We start from the raw sequence: 20,721 nt of genomic DNA, 5'->3' as shown, positions 1-20,721 counted from the left end.
AAAAAGACTGAACAATTATGTTCAGCCTTTTTGGTCTTTAAACTAACGACTTTATTAGTCAATAAAGCTTAACCAATCCATATATTGCTCGTTACGACCATGAACCACATCAAAGTATAAAGTCTGCAGTTTCTCAGTCAATGGTCCTCGGCCGCCATTCCCGATAGTACGATCATCGTATTCGCGGATAGGTGTCACTTCAGCAGCGGTACCTGTCATAAAGATCTCGTCTGCTAGGTAGAATTCATCACGAGTGATACGGCGCTCAACAACCTTGATACCTAGATCAGCCGCGAACTGAAGGATAGTACGACGAGTGATACCATCTAGTGCCCCGCCTGCCAAGTCTGGCGTATGTAGCACGCCATCTTTTACCAAGAATAAGTTTTCACCCGCACCTTGGCATACATACCCTTGCGGATCCATCAAGATAGCTTCGTCATAACCATTACGAGTGACTTCTTGGTTGGCCATGATAGACACAGGATAGTTACTTGATGCTTTTGCCTTACACATGGTAACGTTTGGCATATGATGCGTGAATGAAGAGGTTTTTACGCGGATACCATTTTTGATACCTTCCTCACCAAGATATGCGCCCCAATGCCAAGCAGCAACCATAGCATTGATGCTGTTGTCACGCGAAGATAAGCCAAGCTTTTCTGCACCTACCCAAATAAGCGGACGAATATAGGCTTCTGCCAAGTTGTTTTGCTTGACCACATCTTTATGTGCTTGCTCTAGCGTGGCCGCATCAAAAGGCACATCCATTTGAAAGATTTTCGCTGAACCAAGTAGACGTTCGGTGTGTTCTTTTAGACGAAAAATAGCGGTGCGGTTGTCAGCTGTTTGATAAGCCCGCACGCCTTCAAACACTGCCATACCATAGTGCAAGCTATGGGTAAGCACATGAACGTTGGCATCTGGTTGTTCAATTATTGTGCCATTCATCCAAAGCTTACCGTCTTGTGTTGCCATATTCATTTTATAGTCCTTATGCTAGCGCTAACGTCTAACTTTTTTAAGTAGGTTTTATTTAATAGTAGTGATCAACATCGTATGATAACACCGCAGTGCCCATTTTTATTGCTTAAAGCACAGCTTGATTATGACGAACAGCTAACAGTATTAAGATGATGTGTGACCGATTATATCACTGGCCGTATTGGCAAATGAAATCTTTTGGTTTGAGACCCTATAGTTTTTAATTACGCTTTTTAATTATCACAAGGCCTTACAGTTTAAGCGTCTCTTGGACTATCGGCAAGGCCTTAATCATACAAGTTACGATATTACTCGTCGTCTGTCTCCACACCCATAAGATGCTGCCATTGTGACTGTACTAACGCTCGCGTCTCCTGCCACAATGACTCATCAACGAGCAAAGACTGCTCTGATAGTGCCAATTGATGCGTGGCAGCACGTATTCTTAGATAGGCATCGGTCAAATCCTGACAGACTTGGTCATCCCAAATACCAAGCAAGGCAACTTCTGCAAAAATTCGCACATTATCGCTCCATTTCGTCAAACTCGGATATTCATGTGAGTAAGCCAATACGGCAAACTGTGCTAAAAACTCAATGTCTACAATCCCGCCTGCATCTTGTTTAAGATGAAACTTGCCCGCCTCCTGCTGCCATTGGCTCGTGCCTAGATGCTTTTGCATTTTGATACGCATGCTAGTGACTTCACTACGTACTTGATCCAGTGTCCGTGGCAACGACAAGACATCGCGGCGAATATCACAAAAACGTGCAGTGACTCGCTTGTCTCCACAAATCGCGCGAGCACGTACCAGCGCTTGATGCTCCCATGACCATGCTTTATCCATTTGATAGGTTTCAAACGCATGACAAGATACCACCATCATGCCAGCATTTCCTGAAGGCCGCAGACGCATATCAATCTCATAGGCACGGCCATCACGGGTTTGAGTATTGAGATAATTCATTAGCTTTTGTACAAGACGCGCGGCAAACTTCATACCACTGACTGATTTTTCACCAGTGGTCATACCTTGCTCTTTTATCTTGTGTAAGAATACCAAGTCCAAATCTGAAGAATACGATAGCTCTAAGCCACCAAGCTTGCCATAACCAATAATTGCAAAGCCGCAGTCCGCTTCAGTGACTGGGTCGCCATCTTGGCCAATAGGATATCCATAACGGTTAACAATCTCTGCAAAAGCGCGCTCTAATGCTGCTTCTAGTACGACCTCAGCGATATAAGTCAATGAATCCGACACTTTCATAATCGGGCGTTCCGCCAATACATCGCTAGCAGCAACCGCCAACACTTGATTCTTTTTGAACAGTCGCAGGACGCTTAACAGCTCTTCTTCATCGTTTGGCTCGACGCGTAGCAACTGTTGGCGCAAGATATCACGCAGCTCACGCTTATCTGGCAGATGGCGATAACGCTGCTGCAAAAATGTATCCAATAATACAGGATACTGAGCTAACTCTTTTGCGATCCACGGGCTGGCAGATAGCATTGGAATCAGCTCAATCGTTGCATTAGGGTTTTCAGCAATCATGACCAAGTAGATAGAACGGCGACAAATCGCTTCAAGCAGTGAGATCAATCTCGGTAAAGCAGTATTGGCAAGTTGCTGCTGTTCTTGATGCGCTAACAACGCATGGACAATGACAGGATATGCGTCGTCTAAACGCCCTCTGGCTTCATCACTTAAATTAGCCACCATTTTTGATTGCCAAAAATTCTGTAGTACCTCGCGATTTTCTTTTGTTAGCACTTCATTTAAACGGGCAATTTGCTCATCTAAGTGCTCTGGCTCTAGGTCGGTATCTTCGTTATCAGGTACTTGGCGCTCAGTGACCATACGCTCAAACGGCACATTAACATTGTCTCGATGAGCATTTAATTGGGTCAGTAATGCCTGCCAATCATTAAACCCAAGCGTCACTGCAAGATTATGCTGCCAATAAGCATCATGCGGCAGTCTTTGGGTTTGCTGATCGTTAATGGCTTGAATCGCATGCTCAAGTCGACGCAAAAACCGATACGCGGCTTGTAAGTTATCGTAGGTAATCTGCTCTAGATATCCAAGCTCACGCAACACTTGCATCGCCTCCAAACAAGGCTTTACCTGTAGCTGAGGATGCCGACCACCATAGATCAGCTGAAACGCTTGTACAATAAACTCAATATCTCTGATACCGCCCGCGCCAAGCTTAATATTGTCTAGATCTTCACGCTGTGCAACTTGATTTTGAATGAGCGACTTCATCTCCCTGAGTGCTGAAAACGCGCTGTAATCCACATAATAGCGAAAGACAAACGGTTTGATTAGCGCCTGAATCGCATCATAAAATGGCTGATCTATCTGCCCAACGACTCGTGCTTTTAGCCAAGCAAAACGCTCCCACGCGCGTCCATGCAACGCAAAATATTTTTGTAACGCTGAGAGATGGATGGCCAAATCACTGCCATCACCCCATGGACGCAAGCGCATATCAACCCGAAAGACAAAGCCGTCAGCCGTTTTATTATCAAGCAGCTTAATAATCCCTTGACCCAGACGAGTCATAAAACGTTTATTGTCTATGCTACGCGTACCCTTTGCCTTGTCACCATTGGTTTCGCCGCGCGCTTGATGTACAAATATTAGGTCAATATCGCTCGATAAATTCAGTTCCTGAGCACCAAGCTTACCCATAGCCATGATAGCCATATCATCAATCTGCACGTTGCCTTGTTCATTGATAAAGGTTGGCTCACCGTATTTAGCAATCAAATGCTGATAGGTATAGTCCTTGGCAAAGGAGATACAACCACCTGCAAACTCTGATAGCTCATCAGTCAATTGCTCAAGACTGATCATCTGCAAAGCATCTTGCCAAATCCAGCGCATCATTAGTAGCGTGCGCAAGTGACGCAGGCCACTCATGACTTTCGTTTCATCGGCGAGTTGATAGTTTTCATCTAGCGTATAATCTTGTATCAGATCATCGATTTGCTGACGAGTCAGCGTACTATTCAGTGGGTAGCTACGCAAAAACGTTTGGCAGGAAACCGTTCGGCTCTCCCAAATTTGATAAGCAAACTCACTGGCTGTTTGCAGTACTTGCAGTTGCTCTGCTGTCGGCTGATAATCTGTACCACTGTTCATACGTGAGGGCATAGCAGGTAACATAGTGACAAAAACTCCTTACATAGAATGGTAAGACTACGTGAACCCAGCTCATAAGTTTATTGTTTTTTCTTACGAGACAGTCACAGCATCAGATGAACATACTCAATATATCATTACAAAACATAAAGCCCTGTTTAGTAACAGTGACTCTATTTGCTTTGAGTCGCTTTATGGTAGCATAAACGTCTTTAATCAAAATGCTTTGAGATAGCTTCATTGCAGCGCACCTTTATACTCAATAAAAATAGCGTTTTGACTCAATGGTATTAAGAAATATTAAAGTTCGACTATAAATAGATTAGATTACTTTACAAAAAACATTTATAGCCTTTCAATAATATTGTCTCACCCTTATAACACTCTCTAAACGCTTATTTATAATATGTGATACTGTCCCCTATGACTACTACCCCGCTACTACTCATTACCGCTGATCCTAGTCACCCATTAGCGCATTTAGCATTACGTTATGCGCGCGCGTATCTTAAGAGCGCATCAGCTGATCATAATATCGATAGTAATGCAGACGATATCGTCAATAAAGAAGACATCGACAATCCTATCACCAAACGGCCATTGCTCAATGTCTTTTTTTATGGGGACTCGGCGCATCTGGCGAATCGGCTACGCTGGCAGTCCGCTGATCAAATGAATTTGACCAAAGAATGGCAAATGTTGGCTGAACAATATCAGTTGCCACTGCCTGTTTGTGTTAGCACAGCTCTTAGCCGCGGTGTGAGTGACACAGATAACAGTACCCGCCATCAGCTTGATGGTGACAATCTAGCGACAGGATTTACGTTGGTGGGACTCAGTGAGCTCGCTCTGATGATGCAGGATGGCTGCCGCTTAATACAGTTTTGATAGCGTATCCATTACGACATTAGCCTGCGATAAACATATTTAGGAATACATGATGAGATTATTAATCCAGCTGCATACACCCACCGAAGCAGCAAGCTATGAAGGTTGTGCGCTGGCACTGACATTAGCGACATTCGGTCATGAAGTGCAGCTGTACTTGGATGCACCTGTTTTTGGCTTATTGATGCAGCCTGAATCACGTTTGCACGGTATGATTCAGTCGCTTGATCTTTACGACATGCCAGCGGCTTGGCTACCTGATGATGTCTTTAGTGGTTGGGTGATTGGGATGATGCCAGTAGATCTGACTTCACAGCTCATGCTGGTGCCAGAAATGATCCGCTCGCAAGATTTTGAGCAGATTTTAACTTTTTAATTGGCAATATAATCAGACTTATAAAATAATAAAATACACACTTGGACACTGTTATGGCAACTTTATATCAATTACACAGCACGATGAATACCCTCAGGCGCAGTGCGGAAGAGATGTCTCGCACTTGGCGCACTGGCGACAGTATTATCTTACTTGGTACCACAGCCGCTTTTATCGACTGGCTCAATGCTTATTTGAATGATAGTGAAATAGATAGTATTGCAGGTATTTATGCATTAGCGGATGATATATCGCAGCTGACAGTTAACCCTGCTGGCAAGCTAAATTTAGAGAGCAAATTGACTGATATTTTAACGGATGAAGAATGGATTAGCCTATCTCAGGATAGCCAGTTTGATAAAGTGGTGACGATTGCCTTATGACGACTCATACCTCTACGACAACTCATACTGCCACAGCATCGACCGATATTGCATTAGATCAAGATGGGCATTTGTGTGACCATACGATTTGGACACCTGATATCGCACAACAACTAGCAGACACGCTAGATGTCAGCCTAACGAGTGAGCATTTGCAGATTTTGCAGCAAGTGCGCGCGTTTTTTGTCAAATTCAACCACGCGCCAGCGACACGCCCATTGATTAAATGGCTACAAAAAACTTTGCCTGAGCACGATATTAGCAATCAAAAACTACAACAGCTATTTAATACAGGATTGGTTGCGCGCCATGTCAACCGTCTAGCTGGACTACCCAAGCCGCCCAACTGCCTATAAAAATGTCTTTTTTAACTGTAGCTGCTTACCAAGTGAGCACTGATGAATGAGTCATATCATCGACTCATTTGGTACATCGCTACTTTGGATCGCTATTTCGGGTCATAGACTGTCAATGTCTCATAACCAACGCTACGACCTTCATCGCCTGTAAACCCTTGCTGTCGCCATATTTCGTACAAACAAATGGCTACGCTATTTGATAAGTTTAAACTACGCGAGTCAGCTAGCATAGGCAGTCTTAGCCAGTTATCAGCACCGATATCTTCGCGTATATCATCTGCTAGACCTGCTGTCTCAGAACCAAAGACTAGCGCAATATTGGGCATAGCTGCCTTATCAGATGCTTCAGAGTCCGAGTTTTTACCAAAGTCATAATCGTAAAACGGTTTGCTAAGCTTGGTTGTCAATGCGGTAACGACATTGCAATCAGCAGTTTTTAGAGCTTGTCTCGCAGCCGTCCAATCATCATGCACTTGCAAATGAGCATATTCATGATAATCAAGGCCTGCGCGGCGTAGCTTTTTATCATCAAGCTCAAACCCTAACGGTCTTACTAAATGCAGCTGTGCCCCGCTATTGGCACACAGTCGAATAATATTGCCAGTGTTACTTGGCATTTTTGGTGCTACTAGCACGATATGGATGGTCATTCTTACTCCAAAAATATTCAACGCTCTATTATTTAAATTTATGAGCGGTAGGTAATCGGAAGTTACAGTTTACTGCCAATAATTACATTTTGATACTGTGCAGCGTTTTTAACTTTCATTATGATGTCTGTAATGGATAGCGCGATAGCATTTATGTATGACTGTCTCATCCAATACCCCTTCAGTGAAACTTGAGCAAGATACTTAGCGTCACTGTTGTTATTTATAACCATTCATTTATCTTTGAGGATACTATTATGAAAAAAGTAATCATCGCATCTTTAACTGCTATGTTCGTTCTAACTGGTTGCAACACGTTTAAAGGCCTTGGCCAAGACGTATCAAGCGCCGGAAACGCTGTAACTGGCGGCGCACAAGACGTACAAGATAAAATCTAAGGTCTGCTTTTTTTAGATTTTTAAAAAGGCTTATCATTTATTTGATAAGCCTTTTTTGTGTTCTTACTTCGCTGCTGTTAAACAATCACTCAAGTACAATTTTATAAAAACGCGCGTAATATCTGATTGAGATAACGCTGACCTAATATAGTCGGTTGCAACTGCGTATCACTATTTACCAACAATCCTTGTTTAACCAGACTGTTCACTTGTTCAGCAATACTATCAAGCGTTAATCCAGTTCTCTCTTCAAACAGTGACCAAGCGACGCCGCCATGTAAGCGTAGTGCGTTTAGCATAAATTCGCTTACTAACTCCTCTTGATCAATCGCTTGCCAGCCAACCATTTTTGGTGTGATTTGGCGTATATCAGACTTCTCTGTGGTATCTGGATTTATTACTACATAATCTTTTGGCAAACGTGATTTACTAAAACGATAAATACCTGACGCTACTAATAAGCCCTCTTCCATTTTATCTTTTACGTCTGATGAATTGCTATCATCACGACCAATCGTCACCTTACCATGAGCTCCAGCGCCAATGGCTAAATAGTCGCCAAACTGCCAATAGTTGATATTATGACGACATGGTTTGTCTAACGCACCTGCCCATGCTGATACCTCATAATTGCTATAACCTAATTGCTGCAATAGCGACTGACCTGCTTGTTCAATATCTGCCAAATTGTCTTCATCGGGTAAAATAGGCTGGCTACGGTAAAACACGGTATTTGGCTCAATAGTCAGTTGATACCAAGAGATATGCGTTGCACCAGCATCATGCGCCATTTGGATATCTTCTAGCGCTTCATTCATGGTTTGCTGCGGTAGACCGTGCATCAGGTCGACGTTGACCCGTGCAAATCCAGCCGCTTTGGCAGCGCGAATTGCTGATAACGCTTGTACAGGATCATGGATACGCCCCAGTACCTTTAGCTTATCAGCGGCAAAGCTCTGTACGCCGATAGACAAACGATTGATACCAACCTCTAAATACTGAGCAAATGGTGCATGCTCAAGCGTGCCGGGATTGGCCTCCATCGTGACTTCGATGTCTTCTGCAAATTCAAAACATGTACGTAACCCAGTAAACAATCGCTGATACTGAGCAATGGGTAATAGAGACGGCGTACCACCACCGATAAATATCGAACCAATTTTTCGGTTCTGAGCTAAAGGTTGCTGCATCGCGGCATCTAACAGTAACGCATCGACGTATTCCTCATACATGGATAGCTCACTGTCCATCGGTAGCTCATGCGAATTAAAATCGCAATAAGGACACTTCTTCACACACCACGGAATGTGGATGTAAAGAGACAATGGAATGTCGTTCACGTCTACAACGCTAGTCTCTGTCATCTTTTCTGTGAGTTGTAACGTATCAAGGTTATTTGGCGAGCTATCAGCATTCATTTTGGACATAAATAAACTTATTGTGTAATGGGCAATAATGATCAGTATCAAAAGTATCGCTAGGATAACGGCTAGATGATATAAAGAAAAGCCTAACTAACGTAAAACTATTAACAAAGCCACGCATAAAGCCACGCACAAATTCCCTATTCACCATGGTAACTTGCAGGCAGTATATAAAGAGATATTACCAGTACAGCATCCAAAGCGCAGCGCTGTATTCAGAATATAGTCAATCCTAAATAAAACAGATACATTATATATCAAGGTGGAACTGGTCTAAATTTTCCTTGCGTGCTGTGCCTACGCAGACAGAGGCTGCGAAAAATTTATCCCAGTCCCACTGTATCGTTTTTATACTGAATTCACTATATAACCGTTACATTTGCGGCGCGCTTGAAAGCTGGTTAATAAAAAACCACCCTGATAATATTAAATTTAAACATGAAGCAAAGGATAAGACATATGGCTTATTGGCTAATGAAATCAAACCCAAAGTTTTTTGGTATTCACGATTTACAACGGCTCGGTACAGATAGCTGGGATGGTGTCCGTAACTACCGCGCTCGCAACTTTATGCGTGATGATATGAAAGTCGGTGATCAGGTATTCTTTTATCATTCTAGCGCCAAACCCTCTGGTGTGGCTGGTATTATGACGGTCAGTCAAGCAGGTTACCCTGACCCCACTCAATTCCACCCCGAGCATCGTCACTATGATCCTATTGCAACCGAAGAAGAACCACGCTGGTATATGGTGGATCTCACTTTTGAGCAAGCTTTTACAGAGGTGTTGCCGTTATCAGCGCTTAAATTTTTGCCAACTTTGGAAGACTCGTTATTATTGAGGAAAGGCTGTCAGCAATTAACAGTGATTCCATTAGAGCCCAAACATTGGCGATCGATTATGGATATGGCGGAGACACTTGAGTTGCTGCCGGAGCAGACTCATTGAATTGGCTATTGGCTATTGGCTATTGGCTATTGGCTATTGGCTATTGGCTATTGGCTATTGGCTATGAAATAGAGTACAAAAAACCTAAGATTAATGCCTGCATAGCGGCGCTAAAGCGTTGACATCATAGTGTGGCTTCTTTACCATCTTACTATGTATATGACCTGTCAATCCACTACTTGGATCGACGGGTTATTTTTATTTTAGTGTCTTTACTTTTATTTTCATACTCTGCCTATCTACTTATGCAACATTATAAGCTTGCTCATATTATTTATCGGAGTATTATCGTCGGCACTACTCTCTCCTTGCTGCGTCAATCTTAATCGATTGATAGCAGTGTTTGTTTATTAATAATAACTACCTTAATAACAATTACCGCAAAGAATAAAAAGTTGCTTACCATGGTTTTTCCATTGTCTTTCAAAGATTTTAAAAGCTACAGCTTACGTTTAGGCATACTTGCCCTCCCTATCTTAATTACTCAGTTTTGCCAAGCCGCACTTGGCGTGGTTGATGCCATCATGGCAGGTCAAGTTTCGGCGCTTGATTTGGCGGCGGTAGCCGTTGGCTCTGGTATTTGGCTACCATTGTTTTTATTGGCCACAGGTGTGCTTATCGCAACCACACCTCTAATTGGTGAAGCGATTGGTCAAGACCAGCACGGCCAAGTACCCCATATCACGCAGCAGTCCTTATGGACCGCAGGTGTCATTGGCATTATCGGTTTTATCATTGTTAATTTGGCTCCCCATGTTCTTGGCATTATGGGTGTCCCAGAAAACATTCAGCCGATAGCAACGCAATATTTACATGGTGTCTCATTTGGTTTCCCAGCGCTCGCTGTATATGCCGTCCTGCGCAGTTATTGTGAGGCATTGGGTCGTCCTGAGCCTGTGACTGTCATTAGTATCATTGGCCTACTCGCAGATATTCCTTTGAACTATATTTTTATTCATGGGTTATTTGGCATGCCAGAAATGGGCGGTGCAGGTTGCGGGGTGGCAACAGCATTGGTGTTATGGATAAATGTCCTATTGCTTGCGGCCTATACTAGCTTCACGAAACGTCGCGAATTTGTGAGCACGCGATTTTTTTATGGCTTCTCTAGCCCTAATCGTACACAGATAAAAAAGCTGTTAAAACTTGGCATCCCTATTGGCATCTCTATTTTCTTTGAAGCCAGTTTATTTAGCTTAGGCGCACTCGTTATCAGTCCATTGGGTGAGTTGGCAACAGCATCGCATCAAGTAGCACTGTCAGTGACCTCACAGCTATTTATGATACCGATATCTGTTGCCATGGCGCTCACTATCATGGTCTCCAATCGATTTGGTCAAAAAAACCTATTGGCACTGCGCCAAGTGCAAGCTACTGGACTGGTATGGACCGTATTGATCGCTTTGACCTGCATGCTTGGGATATGGCTATTCAGACCAGAACTGGCAGCAGCATTCACGGATAACCCAGAAGTTAGAGCACAGTCTATGCATTTGCTTATCTTTGCACTTGCTTATCAGTTGTTTGATGGCTGGCAAGTTAACGTCGCTGGTATATTGCGCGGTATGCAAGATACCACCATACCGATGTGGGTAACGCTCTTCTGCTATTGGTTAGTGGCCCTACCACTTGGCGTCTATCTGGTGCGTTTCACTGACGTTGGCGCACAAGGATTTTGGATGGCGTTGATTACAGGTTTGTTCTTATCATCTATTTTACTTACTTTGCGTCTACGCTATCAGCAAAAACGCTTAACTATACTATGGGGTTGAGCCAATTGCTTATGGATTGCATTTTATAATCATTGTTAGCGTTATTTGATCATACAGACTATGAAAAATCGTAGATATTTTCTTGCTAAAAAGATGGCTTACGTCAAAATATGTAAAAATTCTCAGTTAACAACTGTACATTGATTGCTCATTGCCCTGAATCTAGGTATCATTAGCAATTAATTAGACAATATTTAGTTACACTATTTCTCGAATTTAGTACAAGGCCAGATAAAAACTATGGATATTGAAAAAATACGCACCCTCATCGCCCTTATGGAAGAAAGTGAACTGGTTAATTTAGAAATCAGTTCTGACGACGAGCATATTAGCTTAACTCGTCACTATGACGCGCCTGCGCCAACTATGATGGCTGCCCCAGCTGCGAGCGCTGCTCCTGCTGCCGCTGTCGAAGGCAAACCTGCAGAAAAAGCGGGTAGCGTTGAGTCTTCACCAATGGTTGGTGTTTTCTATTCAGCACCAAGCCCTAATGACCCACCATTTGTGAAAGTCGGTCAAAAGGTTCAGGCAGGTGATACCTTAGGTATTATCGAAGCTATGAAAATCATGAACCCGCTTGAAGCGACTCAAAGTGGTATTGTTGACGAAATCTTGGTAGATAACTCTGAAGTCGTACAGTTCGGTCAACCTGTCATACGCTATAAAGCGTAACGATATTTGCCATACTTTATTTCATTATGGCTGACTTTTGGTATATATACCGCGTCAATGCTAAATAACATGATGCTATGTATCGAAACTCAGTCAATGACTGACGCTTCGACAAGGATGAACCCATGATAAAAAAATTGCTCATTGCCAACAGAGGTGAAATTGCCCTGCGCATCGTCCGCGCCTGTAAAGCGCTAGGTATCGAAACGGTAGGTGTCTACTCTACTGCTGATGCTAACTTGATGCACTTGCGCTTTGTTGATGAGGCAATTTGTATTGGCAAGCCTAATGCTAACCAAAGCTACCTTGATATCAATACCATCTTAACCGCTGCTGAAATCACTGGTGCAGATGCTATCCATCCCGGTTATGGCTTTTTGTCTGAGAATGCTGAATTTGCTGAACAAGTAGAAGAAGCAGGATTGACCTTCGTTGGTCCTAATGCTGATCATATTCGCCTCATGGGCAACAAAGTTTCTGCTATCAATGCTATGAAAAAAGCGGGCGTACCAACTGTACCTGGTTCAGTTGGCGCTGTGACCCTTCATAATGCTGAAGAGCAAGCACGTAATATTGGCTTCCCACTATTGATTAAAGCTGCTTCTGGCGGTGGTGGACGCGGTATGCGTGTGGTTGAACGCTTTGACGAACTAATTGGTCAAGTACAAGCTGCCAAACAAGAAGCTGAGCTCTGGTTCGGTGACGACACTGTCTATATGGAGCGCTATCTACAAAACCCGCGCCACGTAGAAGTACAGGTGTTGGGTGATGGTAATGGTAATGCTATCCATCTATATGACCGTGATTGCTCATTACAGCGTCGCCATCAAAAAGTGCTAGAAGAAGCACCTGCCCCAGATATCCCAGATGATGTACGTGAGCCAATTTTAAAAGCTTGCGTGAAAGCGTGTGAGCTTGTTAAGTATCGCGGTGCTGGTACGTTCGAATTCTTATTTGAAAATAACGAGTTTTTCTTTATTGAAATGAACACTCGTGTACAGGTTGAGCATCCAGTGACTGAGATGATTACTGGTATCGATGTTGTTGTCGAACAGCTCAAAATTGCTGCCGGTTACGGCCTATCTTATCGTCAGAGTGAAATTGAGATTCAAGGTCATGCGATCGAATGTCGTATCAATGCTGAAGATGCAGCGACCTTTGTACCTTGCCCAGGCACTATCAGCCAACTGTTCACGCCAAGTGGTTCCGGCATTCGCTTTGACTCTCATCTATACCCTGGCTATGAAATACCGACCTATTACGATTCATTGATTGGTAAGCTTATTTGTCACGGTCAAACTCGTCAGCAAGCCATTGCTAAAACAGTACATGCCCTTGATGAGCTGATTATCGAAGGTATCAAAACCAATATACCTTTGCATCGTGATGTAATTTTGGCGGATGATAACTTCACTCGTGAAGCGCAAAATATTCACTATCTCGAAAGAGAGCTGCTGACTGCGAATAAAGCCAAAAAAGACTCGTAGGCTGAAATACTTATAGAGTTCACTAAGTTTAATTAAAACAGCACATAAAAAAACCGCTATTAATATAGCGGTTTTTTTATGTCATCAATAAGCTGTCAATCATACGTAAAGTACAAAGAGCATCTCCGATTATGGCAACACTCTATTGAAGTTCATAAAGCATTCGTTACCATCAGGGTCAGCACACCATTGCATTTGGTTGCCATCATGATTGATAAATGCAATCAGCGCTTCATCAGTCTGGTCGATCTGATTGCCTGAGCAATCTACTTCATTATTATCATAAACAGTCTTGATTGCAATAACTGGCAGCCCTTCTTCACGGTGGGTGACTAGATAGCGGCCGTATGTCCACTCTTTGCCACTGACAGACCACATCTCATTATCCGCACTAAAGTTATATAGCTCACGGCACTGGTTAGACTTACCAACTGACGCAAGTAAGTTTTTACTAGTAGTTGGTTGAATATTTAGAACCCGCTCTTCACTTTGAGTCAGTACGCCGCCGTCCATGCCTGCCGTTACCTTAGGCTCTATACTGCTAGGCTGTTTCGCACTATCTAACGCCGACTGATTAGCTTCCGCTTCCTTGGTCATCATGGCGTGAGTAGAATAAGCGCTGCTGTCCAAGTCTATTTCCCACTGTCCGGCAATGGCTGGACTAATATGAGTGGTGATTGTCGGCTTGGTAATAGCCTCACCATTCGCAGGCAACGAAGCCAAAATAGATGCCAGCGTGAATGAAGCAAATGAGATAGGTTCCATAATTAACCTTTTATTTATAATATTTTAATATATACATTAGCGTAAGTCTTAGACACTAAAAACACAAGTAACATTATGCTATTGCTCATAAATCTATAGTCGGAATTTCATAGGTATTTATAGCAAAAAATAACGCCATCGCTTTACTTGTTAAAGACAAGAAGCGATAGCGTTATTAACATACAGAATTGTGCGTGATATCAATGACTACTTAACACTAAGCAGCTTCTGTATTTAGCGCTTGAGCAAAAGCTGATAACGCCCCTTTTAACATGGCTGATACCGTACTGCTACAAGTACCGATACCTGAATACACTTCGCCATCTACATTAAGCTGTATATAAGCGGCAGCATTGGCATTGGTTTTGTTATCACTATTGGTATCATCATCGATACCATTACCGCTGTTATGATGCGGATTAATCGCATGCTCTGCATAGTTAATAATATGCAAGGATTTGCCAGTATGCTGTGCAAGTCCGTCAATAAACGATGATAATGGGCCGTTACCCGTGCCATCAATATCAATGGTATCGCTATTCATCTGCACCTGACCACTAAAGTAAACCGCGCCGCCTTTATTGTTGACGCTATAGTCTAGCAGCTCAAACTTGCCCTGCTGCAAGTAAGTATCTTCAAAGGTCTGCAAGATTTCATCATTCTGCAACTCGCGTGCCGCCGCTTCAGCTTGCTTTTGTACCACACGGCTAAAGTCAATCTGCATCCAACGTGGTAAGTTGAAACCGTAGTTGCGCTGCAAGATATACGCGACGCCGCCTTTGCCCGACTGGCTATTGATACGTACCACATCTTGGTAGCTACGGCCAATATGCGCAGGATCAATGGGTAGATAAGCCACGTCCCAGACGTTATCCGTTTCGCTCTGATTGCTTTCATTGTAATCGAGAGATTTTTTGATAGCATCTTGATGTGAGCCACTAAAGGCCGTAAAGACCAACTCGCCTACATAAGGATGACGTGGGTGCAATGGTAAATTATTGCATTCGCTCACCACCTGTACGATTTCACTCATGTTGCTAAAATCAAGCTCAGGATCAATACCTTGGCTAAACAAGTTCATGGCCATGACCATGATGTCCATGTTACCTGTACGCTCACCATTACCAAGCAATGTGCCTTCGATACGATCCGCACCTGCAAGTACGCCCAATTCAGCTGCTGCTACCGCACAGCCACGGTCATTATGAGTATGCAAGCTCACAATCACATGCTCACGCTGCGCTAGATGACGGCAGAAGTACTCTACTTGATCAGCAAAGACATTGGGCATAGATGCTTCGACCGTCGCTGGCAAGTTAAAAATAACTTCCTGACCCTGCTGTGGTTGCCACACGTCACACACTGCATCGCAAACCTCTACAGCATATTCAGTCTCTGTCTGGCTAAAGCTCTCTGGCGAGTACTGAAACACCCAATCTGTCTCAGGGTACTTTGCTGCATATTCTTGCAATAGCTTAGCACCTGCAATAGCAATCTCTTTGATTTCAGCTTTATCTTTGCCATAGACTTTTTCACGTTGTACACGGCTGGTTGAGTTATAGACATGGACAACCGCACGTTTTGCGCCTTTTAATGATTCAAAAGTACGGGCAATCAAATGCTCGCGCGCTTGTACCAATACTTGTAGCGTTACATCTTCAGGTACGTGGTTTTCTTCGATAAGCTTACGCGCAAAGTCAAACTCTACCTGCGCCGCTGACGGAAAACCAATCTCAATCTCTTTAAAACCAACATCTACTAAGGTCTTAAAGAAGCGCATTTTTTGTTCAATGGTCATCGGATCAATCAGTGCTTGGTTACCGTCACGCAGATCCACACTTGCCCATATCGGTGACTTCTCAATCGTCTTGCTTGGCCAAGTACGATCTGGCAGCGATGGCGCAAATGCAAATGGACGGTATTTACGGAAGTCAAAAGCGGCACTTTTTGGTGTGATCTTTGCAGTCCCTGTGGCTGCGGTGTGCGTGGCTTGGTCAGACATAATCAATCCTTAGATGATATGGTTATTTATATATTTAGCTAGGCGATTAGCTGTTGATTAGATCAGTATTTATCATACGAGATAACTAGTGTTCATACCATAATAATATCAAAGTTTAGCAGAGAGAAACCTGCTTTCTTTTACTTTATTTTCTGTTATTTTAGTGGAAAAACACAATTTAGACATTATAATTGAATAAATTCACTATTAAGGCTTGAGAAATGCCAGACAATCATATTGATAGTACAGGAACTGCAGATATAGACGAGATAGATAGACATTTGCTACGCTTATTGCAAACACAGGCGCGTATGAGCATTACTGAACTCGCTGAGCGCGTCAACCTGTCTGCTACCCCTTGCGCACGTCGTATAAAGCGCTTAGAAGATGCGAACATAATTGCTGGCTACCACACCAAAACCGATGCACAAAAACTTGGCTATCCACTAGCCGTATTTATCGCTATTAGTATGGATCGTCATACAGCAGAACGTTTTGAGCAGTTTGAACGCAAAGTTCAAAGCTTTGAAGAAGTAATCAGCTGTAGTATTGTCACAGGTCGCACCGAAGACTATCTGATTAAGGTCAGAGTACGAGATATGACACATTACGAAGAGTTTTTATTACATCGCCTCAATCGTATCGAAGGCGTGGCCCAAGTTCATACCAGTTTTGAATTACGAGAAGTATTTAGCCGTAGCGTGGTTTAGACGATCTAAGCGGTCGTTGGTGACTGTCGACGAAACCATACCAATAGTACAAATCCGATCATTAATCCAATAGCAGCGACAAGTAAGCCTGCATTGAAATTACCATCCTGCCCTGCCAGCGCTACCGTGACCAAAGGCCCCAAAAACTGCCCTAACGCATAAGCCAACGTTGCCAAAGCAATCAGTAAATTAGAATAGGCAGGATTGATGTTTTTAAATAAAGTCAGTGTCATCGATACCATACCGACAAAGGTCAATCCTAAAATTGCAGCATTGCCATATAAGCCAAGTGCACCATCAAACCATATAGGCAAGCACATGCCAAATGCTTGCAATGCCGTCAGCCCCATCAAGGTTTTTAGCTCACCGATACGTTTGGCAAGCGCGCCCCATAGGGGGTTTGACAACATTGCAAAAATACCAACAACCAACCAAATCATGAGTCCAGCATACATCTGTGTTGTTAGACGTTGTGCTGCCATGACGGGCAAAAAAGTTGCTGAGCTAATATAACCAAACCCTGCCAGTACGTAGCTAACGAAAAGTAAAGTAAGCGCTTTATGGTGTCCAGAGATGGCTTCATATAAGGAGCGTTTGAAGTTTACATAGGTCTGATGCACTGATACGTGCTGTTTTGCATCAATCTTTTGCGAACCAACAGTCTCTACTTGTCTTGGTTTTACTGCATACAGCAGCCACACAAGCGGTAAACTGGTGACGCCTGCCACTAGCCAAATTACATCGAAGTGATAGTCTAACTTCAATAGCCACCACGTCACGATGGCAGAAGCACTAATGCCAACGCCAATACCTGCATAATGAACTGCTGATAATACAGAACGGCGCTCAGGGCTAAGGGTTTGAATGACAAACGATGAGCTTAGAATCATCGCCACGCCACTTGCAATGCCTGCGATTAAGCGAATGACATACCATAGCATGAGCGACATATTTGGTATGACGAGTAACATCGTGGTGACAACACTGATAATCGCCCACAGCGTCATCGCCTGCCATGTCGAGCGCTGAGGCACAAACATGGCGATAAGTGCACCGATAAAGTAGCCGATATAATTGATTGATGCCAGCCAGCCTGCAATGGTCGTTGATAGCGACAATTGCACCATAATATCCGGTAAGGTGGCAGTAAACAGAAAGCGTCCATAACCCATAACGACTGCCATGCAGTACATACCGATACAGGCAATGGCAGTTTCGTTGGTAATCGTCGGGACCATACGGCTTTTAAAAGCAGTCATCATGACAGCGCCATTTTTGCGGCAATTAGCACACAATCCTTTGTGTTAGACAGTCAAAAGCAGTAATAAATAAACACAGAAATAGAGAAGTTATTAAATATAGTAGGCAAGCATAAAGTATCCGAGAAAGCTATGATACGTCTAACGTTGGCGTCTCTACCGTATCTTGCCCTAGCATTTGTACCCGCTGATCGCTAAACATATCCATATCTGGAGCTAGCGTACGCATAAACCGATCAAAATACAACATCTGTTTGGTCAATAGAGCAAAGTCGCGTGGGAAATGGATACCATGACGTTTGCCAACTTCGACAATCTCCAGCATCATTTTATTAAGCTCATCGGCTTGCTCTTTACTATTGAAAGGTACACCGCTCGTAAAGGTCTTATCTTCTGCCATGATGGTTGTCATCATACGCTGCAAATCATTCCCCAATGCAGCCACATCGACTTTATTGCCACCATGTGTCATTTCCATATCAATCATATGGCGAGCCATGGCTTGATAGTCGCTGTCTTGCATGGCTTGCATCATGCCCATGCACGCACGCCAGCTCTCAGCTTTGAGTTTACCGACAATACCAAAATCCAAAAATCCAATACGACCATCAGTCAATAGCATCAAATTACCAGCGTGTAAATCCGCATGGAAACTATTGCATAACATGAGACTGGCAAACCATGTATTTAAAGTGTCTGCCATGACTTGTGCAGGATCAGCACAGTATTGGCGCATGAGCGACTCATCGACCATAGAGACGCCATATAGACGGCTCATCGTCAGTACACGCTTGGTGGTCAGATCCTCATAGACGGTTGGTGCAACGACACGAGTATTGCCTGATACCGCTAAGAACTGCTGAAAATCGCGGATGTTCTGTGCTTCGGCGATAAAGTCAGTCTCGGCAAGCATACGCAGGCGAATCTCATCAATAATCGGTGCAATACTCGCAAATTTCATCGATGGCATCAATATTTCAAGTAGCTTAGTTACGCCATGTAATACACCCAAATCGGTCTGCATGATGGTCTCGACGCCAGGCTTTTGTACCTTTAGCACTACTTCATCACCATTGTGCAACCGTGCTGCATGCACTTGAGCGATAGAAGCCGAGGCTAATGGCTCTGAGTCAATATGCGCAAACGTATCATCAAGCGTCATGCCATCAGTCGACAGCTCCTCTTTTAGCACTTGCTCGATATAAGCATAAGACAATGGCGTGGTCTGATCCAAGCAACTCTGGAAAGCCTTGACATAGTCACGCGGAAACAGTGACGGCGTACTGGCGATAAACTGACCGATTTTGATATAAGTCGTACCTAACTGCTCAAAGGTTTCTTTGAGTAGCATCGCGTCAGGCTTTTCACCTTTTGCCACTCTTAGCGCAGACAGACCTGCCACGCTCGCTGTTTGGCGAACACGATTAACGACATTAAAAGTATGTTTTAATAAATGCGGACGATGAATTTTCATAAAAAACAACTATGGTAATAAGAAGAATGTTTGAAGATAGGCAATACAATATAAAAATGCGTTAAAATCAGATTACTCAGTTATAGTAGGTTCAATATAATTTGGATACAAGGAAGGCGAGTGAAAGTACTACAAGTCGTAGACTAAGCAAGCCTGACACCGTATCCAATTTATAGAGAGTTGACTATAGGACTGCTACAGACAGGACACTGTGGGTCTTTTCGATAACCCATCAGCCGCTGCTGCATCTGACTACCATCCCATATGAGCAACTTGTTTGTCAGTAGATTTTTGGTTAATCCTAAATATTGCAGTGCAGTATTGGCTTGCAAATTGCCCATGACGGCAGTGGTACTGGCTAGCACACCAGAGTTGGCACACGTACGTTCGTCAGCGGCTTCGTCAAGCACCACTGAGCCAAACACGCAATGATAGCAACCAGTATCGAGCTGAGGTTCGAACAGTGCTAACTGCCCTTGCATCGCAATTGCTGAGGCAGATAATAGAGGGATTTGGTAGCGTACACTAATACGATTAATGATGTCGCGCGTGGCAAAATTATCCGTACAGTCTAAGAGTAAGTCAGGCTTGCTTGCTGCCATATCGAGCAATTCATAAGCGTTGTCTTCATCTAACCGTGCGACTATGCCGCGAGTCTTTATCAAAGGATTAATGCGCGCCAGCATCTGCGCTGCAGTCAATGCTTTGGACTGCCCAACGTCTTCTGGCAAGAACAGCGTTTGCCGTTGTAGATTGCTCGCCTCAATCTCGTCGTCATCGATCAGATGAGTATAACCCACTCCAGCACGTACCAGTGTCTCAGACGCAGGACAACCAAGGCCGCCTGCCCCTATTATGACCACACGTGCTGTCTTCAATCGCAGCTGAGCGTCCATATCCCAACCATCTAATAATACTTGCCGAGCATAACGGAGCAGCTCGTCATCTGATAGCTGTACCATCTCTTCTACCATATTCATCTACAACCTATAACCAAAGAAATCTACTATCAAAAAACCAT

General features: G+C 43.6%; 20 protein-coding genes. 11 read left to right on the top strand and 9 right to left on the bottom strand.

What is annotated here, in order from left to right:
- Positions 1-54: 54 nt before the first annotated feature.
- Positions 55-984: a branched-chain amino acid transaminase gene (locus tag CXF62_RS03000; protein ID WP_102092850.1), complete on the bottom strand. Its 930-nt coding sequence runs from the start codon at positions 982-984 to the stop codon at positions 55-57.
- A 308-nt stretch (positions 985-1,292) separates the two neighbouring features.
- Complete coding sequence (gene glnE, locus CXF62_RS02995; RefSeq protein ID WP_102092849.1) at positions 1,293-4,157, bottom strand: bifunctional [glutamate--ammonia ligase]-adenylyl-L-tyrosine phosphorylase/[glutamate--ammonia-ligase] adenylyltransferase; 2,865 nt, start codon at positions 4,155-4,157, stop codon at positions 1,293-1,295.
- A gap of 399 nt (positions 4,158-4,556) precedes the next feature.
- On the opposite strand from glnE, the gene tusD reads away from it, so the two are divergent.
- From tusD to CXF62_RS02975, 4 genes are read left to right on the top strand one after another with little or no spacing between them, the layout of a single operon-like run.
- Positions 4,557-5,021, top strand: a complete 465-nt coding sequence (gene tusD, locus CXF62_RS02990; RefSeq protein WP_102092848.1) for a sulfurtransferase complex subunit TusD — start codon at positions 4,557-4,559, stop codon at positions 5,019-5,021.
- 52 nt (positions 5,022-5,073) lie between these two features.
- Positions 5,074-5,397, top strand: a complete 324-nt coding sequence (locus tag CXF62_RS02985; RefSeq protein ID WP_075106164.1) for a hypothetical protein — start codon at positions 5,074-5,076, stop codon at positions 5,395-5,397.
- Between the two features lie 53 nt (positions 5,398-5,450).
- A complete protein-coding gene (locus CXF62_RS02980; RefSeq protein WP_102092847.1) occupies positions 5,451-5,780 on the top strand; it encodes a hypothetical protein in 330 nt (109 codons plus the stop codon).
- Positions 5,777-6,136, top strand: a complete 360-nt coding sequence (locus CXF62_RS02975; RefSeq protein WP_102092846.1) for a TusE/DsrC/DsvC family sulfur relay protein — start codon at positions 5,777-5,779, stop codon at positions 6,134-6,136. The genes CXF62_RS02980 and CXF62_RS02975 overlap by 4 nt, the downstream gene beginning before the upstream one ends.
- Positions 6,137-6,228: 92 nt before the next feature.
- Here CXF62_RS02975 and CXF62_RS02970 read toward each other — a convergent pair whose 3' ends face one another.
- Positions 6,229-6,789 (bottom strand): tRNA (cytidine(34)-2'-O)-methyltransferase, encoded by a 561-nt coding sequence (locus CXF62_RS02970; protein WP_102092845.1) that lies wholly within the window; start codon positions 6,787-6,789, stop codon positions 6,229-6,231.
- Between the two features lie 257 nt (positions 6,790-7,046).
- Between CXF62_RS02970 and CXF62_RS02965 the strand changes: the two genes are divergently transcribed.
- On the top strand, positions 7,047-7,187 hold the full coding sequence (locus tag CXF62_RS02965) for an entericidin A/B family lipoprotein (RefSeq protein WP_101204419.1): 141 nt from the start codon (positions 7,047-7,049) through the stop codon (positions 7,185-7,187).
- A gap of 101 nt (positions 7,188-7,288) precedes the next feature.
- On the opposite strand, the gene hemW is transcribed toward CXF62_RS02965, so the two are convergent.
- Positions 7,289-8,551: a radical SAM family heme chaperone HemW gene (hemW, locus tag CXF62_RS02960; RefSeq protein WP_102092878.1), complete on the bottom strand. Its 1,263-nt coding sequence runs from the start codon at positions 8,549-8,551 to the stop codon at positions 7,289-7,291.
- A 519-nt stretch (positions 8,552-9,070) separates the two neighbouring features.
- Here hemW and CXF62_RS02955 point away from each other — a divergent pair.
- From CXF62_RS02955 to accC, 5 genes are all read left to right on the top strand, one after another.
- Positions 9,071-9,559, top strand: a complete 489-nt coding sequence (locus CXF62_RS02955) for an EVE domain-containing protein (RefSeq protein WP_102092844.1) — start codon at positions 9,071-9,073, stop codon at positions 9,557-9,559.
- The gene (locus CXF62_RS14900; RefSeq protein WP_265734907.1) at positions 9,556-9,681 is read left to right on the top strand and encodes a hypothetical protein; all 126 of its coding nucleotides are present in this window, start codon (positions 9,556-9,558) and stop codon (positions 9,679-9,681) included. The genes CXF62_RS02955 and CXF62_RS14900 overlap by 4 nt, the downstream gene beginning before the upstream one ends.
- A 282-nt stretch (positions 9,682-9,963) precedes the next feature.
- Positions 9,964-11,331 (top strand): MATE family efflux transporter, encoded by a 1,368-nt coding sequence (locus tag CXF62_RS02950; protein WP_102092843.1) that lies wholly within the window; start codon positions 9,964-9,966, stop codon positions 11,329-11,331.
- A 240-nt stretch (positions 11,332-11,571) separates the two neighbouring features.
- Positions 11,572-12,003, top strand: coding sequence for an acetyl-CoA carboxylase biotin carboxyl carrier protein (gene accB / locus CXF62_RS02945; protein WP_102092842.1), 432 nt, complete (start codon positions 11,572-11,574; stop codon positions 12,001-12,003).
- A gap of 125 nt (positions 12,004-12,128) precedes the next feature.
- Complete coding sequence (gene accC / locus CXF62_RS02940) at positions 12,129-13,490, top strand: acetyl-CoA carboxylase biotin carboxylase subunit (protein WP_057759692.1); 1,362 nt, start codon at positions 12,129-12,131, stop codon at positions 13,488-13,490.
- 129 nt (positions 13,491-13,619) lie between these two features.
- Here the strand turns inward: accC and CXF62_RS02935 are convergent, their stop codons facing one another.
- On the bottom strand, positions 13,620-14,255 hold the full coding sequence (locus CXF62_RS02935) for a hypothetical protein (protein ID WP_102092841.1): 636 nt from the start codon (positions 14,253-14,255) through the stop codon (positions 13,620-13,622).
- A 217-nt stretch (positions 14,256-14,472) separates the two neighbouring features.
- Entirely contained in the window at positions 14,473-16,257 is a 1,785-nt protein-coding gene (leuA, locus tag CXF62_RS02930; RefSeq protein WP_102092840.1) for a 2-isopropylmalate synthase, read from the bottom strand.
- A gap of 221 nt (positions 16,258-16,478) precedes the next feature.
- Here leuA and CXF62_RS02925 point away from each other — a divergent pair, with 221 nt between their 5' ends.
- Positions 16,479-16,967, top strand: coding sequence for an Lrp/AsnC family transcriptional regulator (locus CXF62_RS02925; protein ID WP_102092839.1), 489 nt, complete (start codon positions 16,479-16,481; stop codon positions 16,965-16,967).
- A gap of 5 nt (positions 16,968-16,972) precedes the next feature.
- Here the strand turns inward: CXF62_RS02925 and CXF62_RS02920 are convergent, their stop codons facing one another.
- The 3 genes from CXF62_RS02920 to CXF62_RS02910 form a co-directional block, all read right to left on the bottom strand.
- A complete protein-coding gene (locus CXF62_RS02920) occupies positions 16,973-18,229 on the bottom strand; it encodes a YbfB/YjiJ family MFS transporter (protein WP_102092838.1) in 1,257 nt (418 codons plus the stop codon).
- A 127-nt stretch (positions 18,230-18,356) separates the two neighbouring features.
- Positions 18,357-19,700 (bottom strand): ABC1 kinase family protein, encoded by a 1,344-nt coding sequence (locus CXF62_RS02915; protein WP_102092837.1) that lies wholly within the window; start codon positions 19,698-19,700, stop codon positions 18,357-18,359.
- A 170-nt stretch (positions 19,701-19,870) separates the two neighbouring features.
- Positions 19,871-20,674 carry a HesA/MoeB/ThiF family protein gene (locus CXF62_RS02910; protein WP_416220483.1) on the bottom strand — a complete coding sequence of 268 codons (804 nt, stop codon included), beginning with the start codon at positions 20,672-20,674 and terminating at the stop codon, positions 19,871-19,873.
- Positions 20,675-20,721 lie beyond the last annotated feature (47 nt).

This window comes from Psychrobacter sp. MES7-P7E (assembly GCF_002863645.1).
Classification (GTDB): domain Bacteria; phylum Pseudomonadota; class Gammaproteobacteria; order Pseudomonadales; family Moraxellaceae; genus Psychrobacter.
Note: the sequence above shows the minus strand (reverse complement) of the source record. Positions and strands in the feature narration are given on the sequence as shown.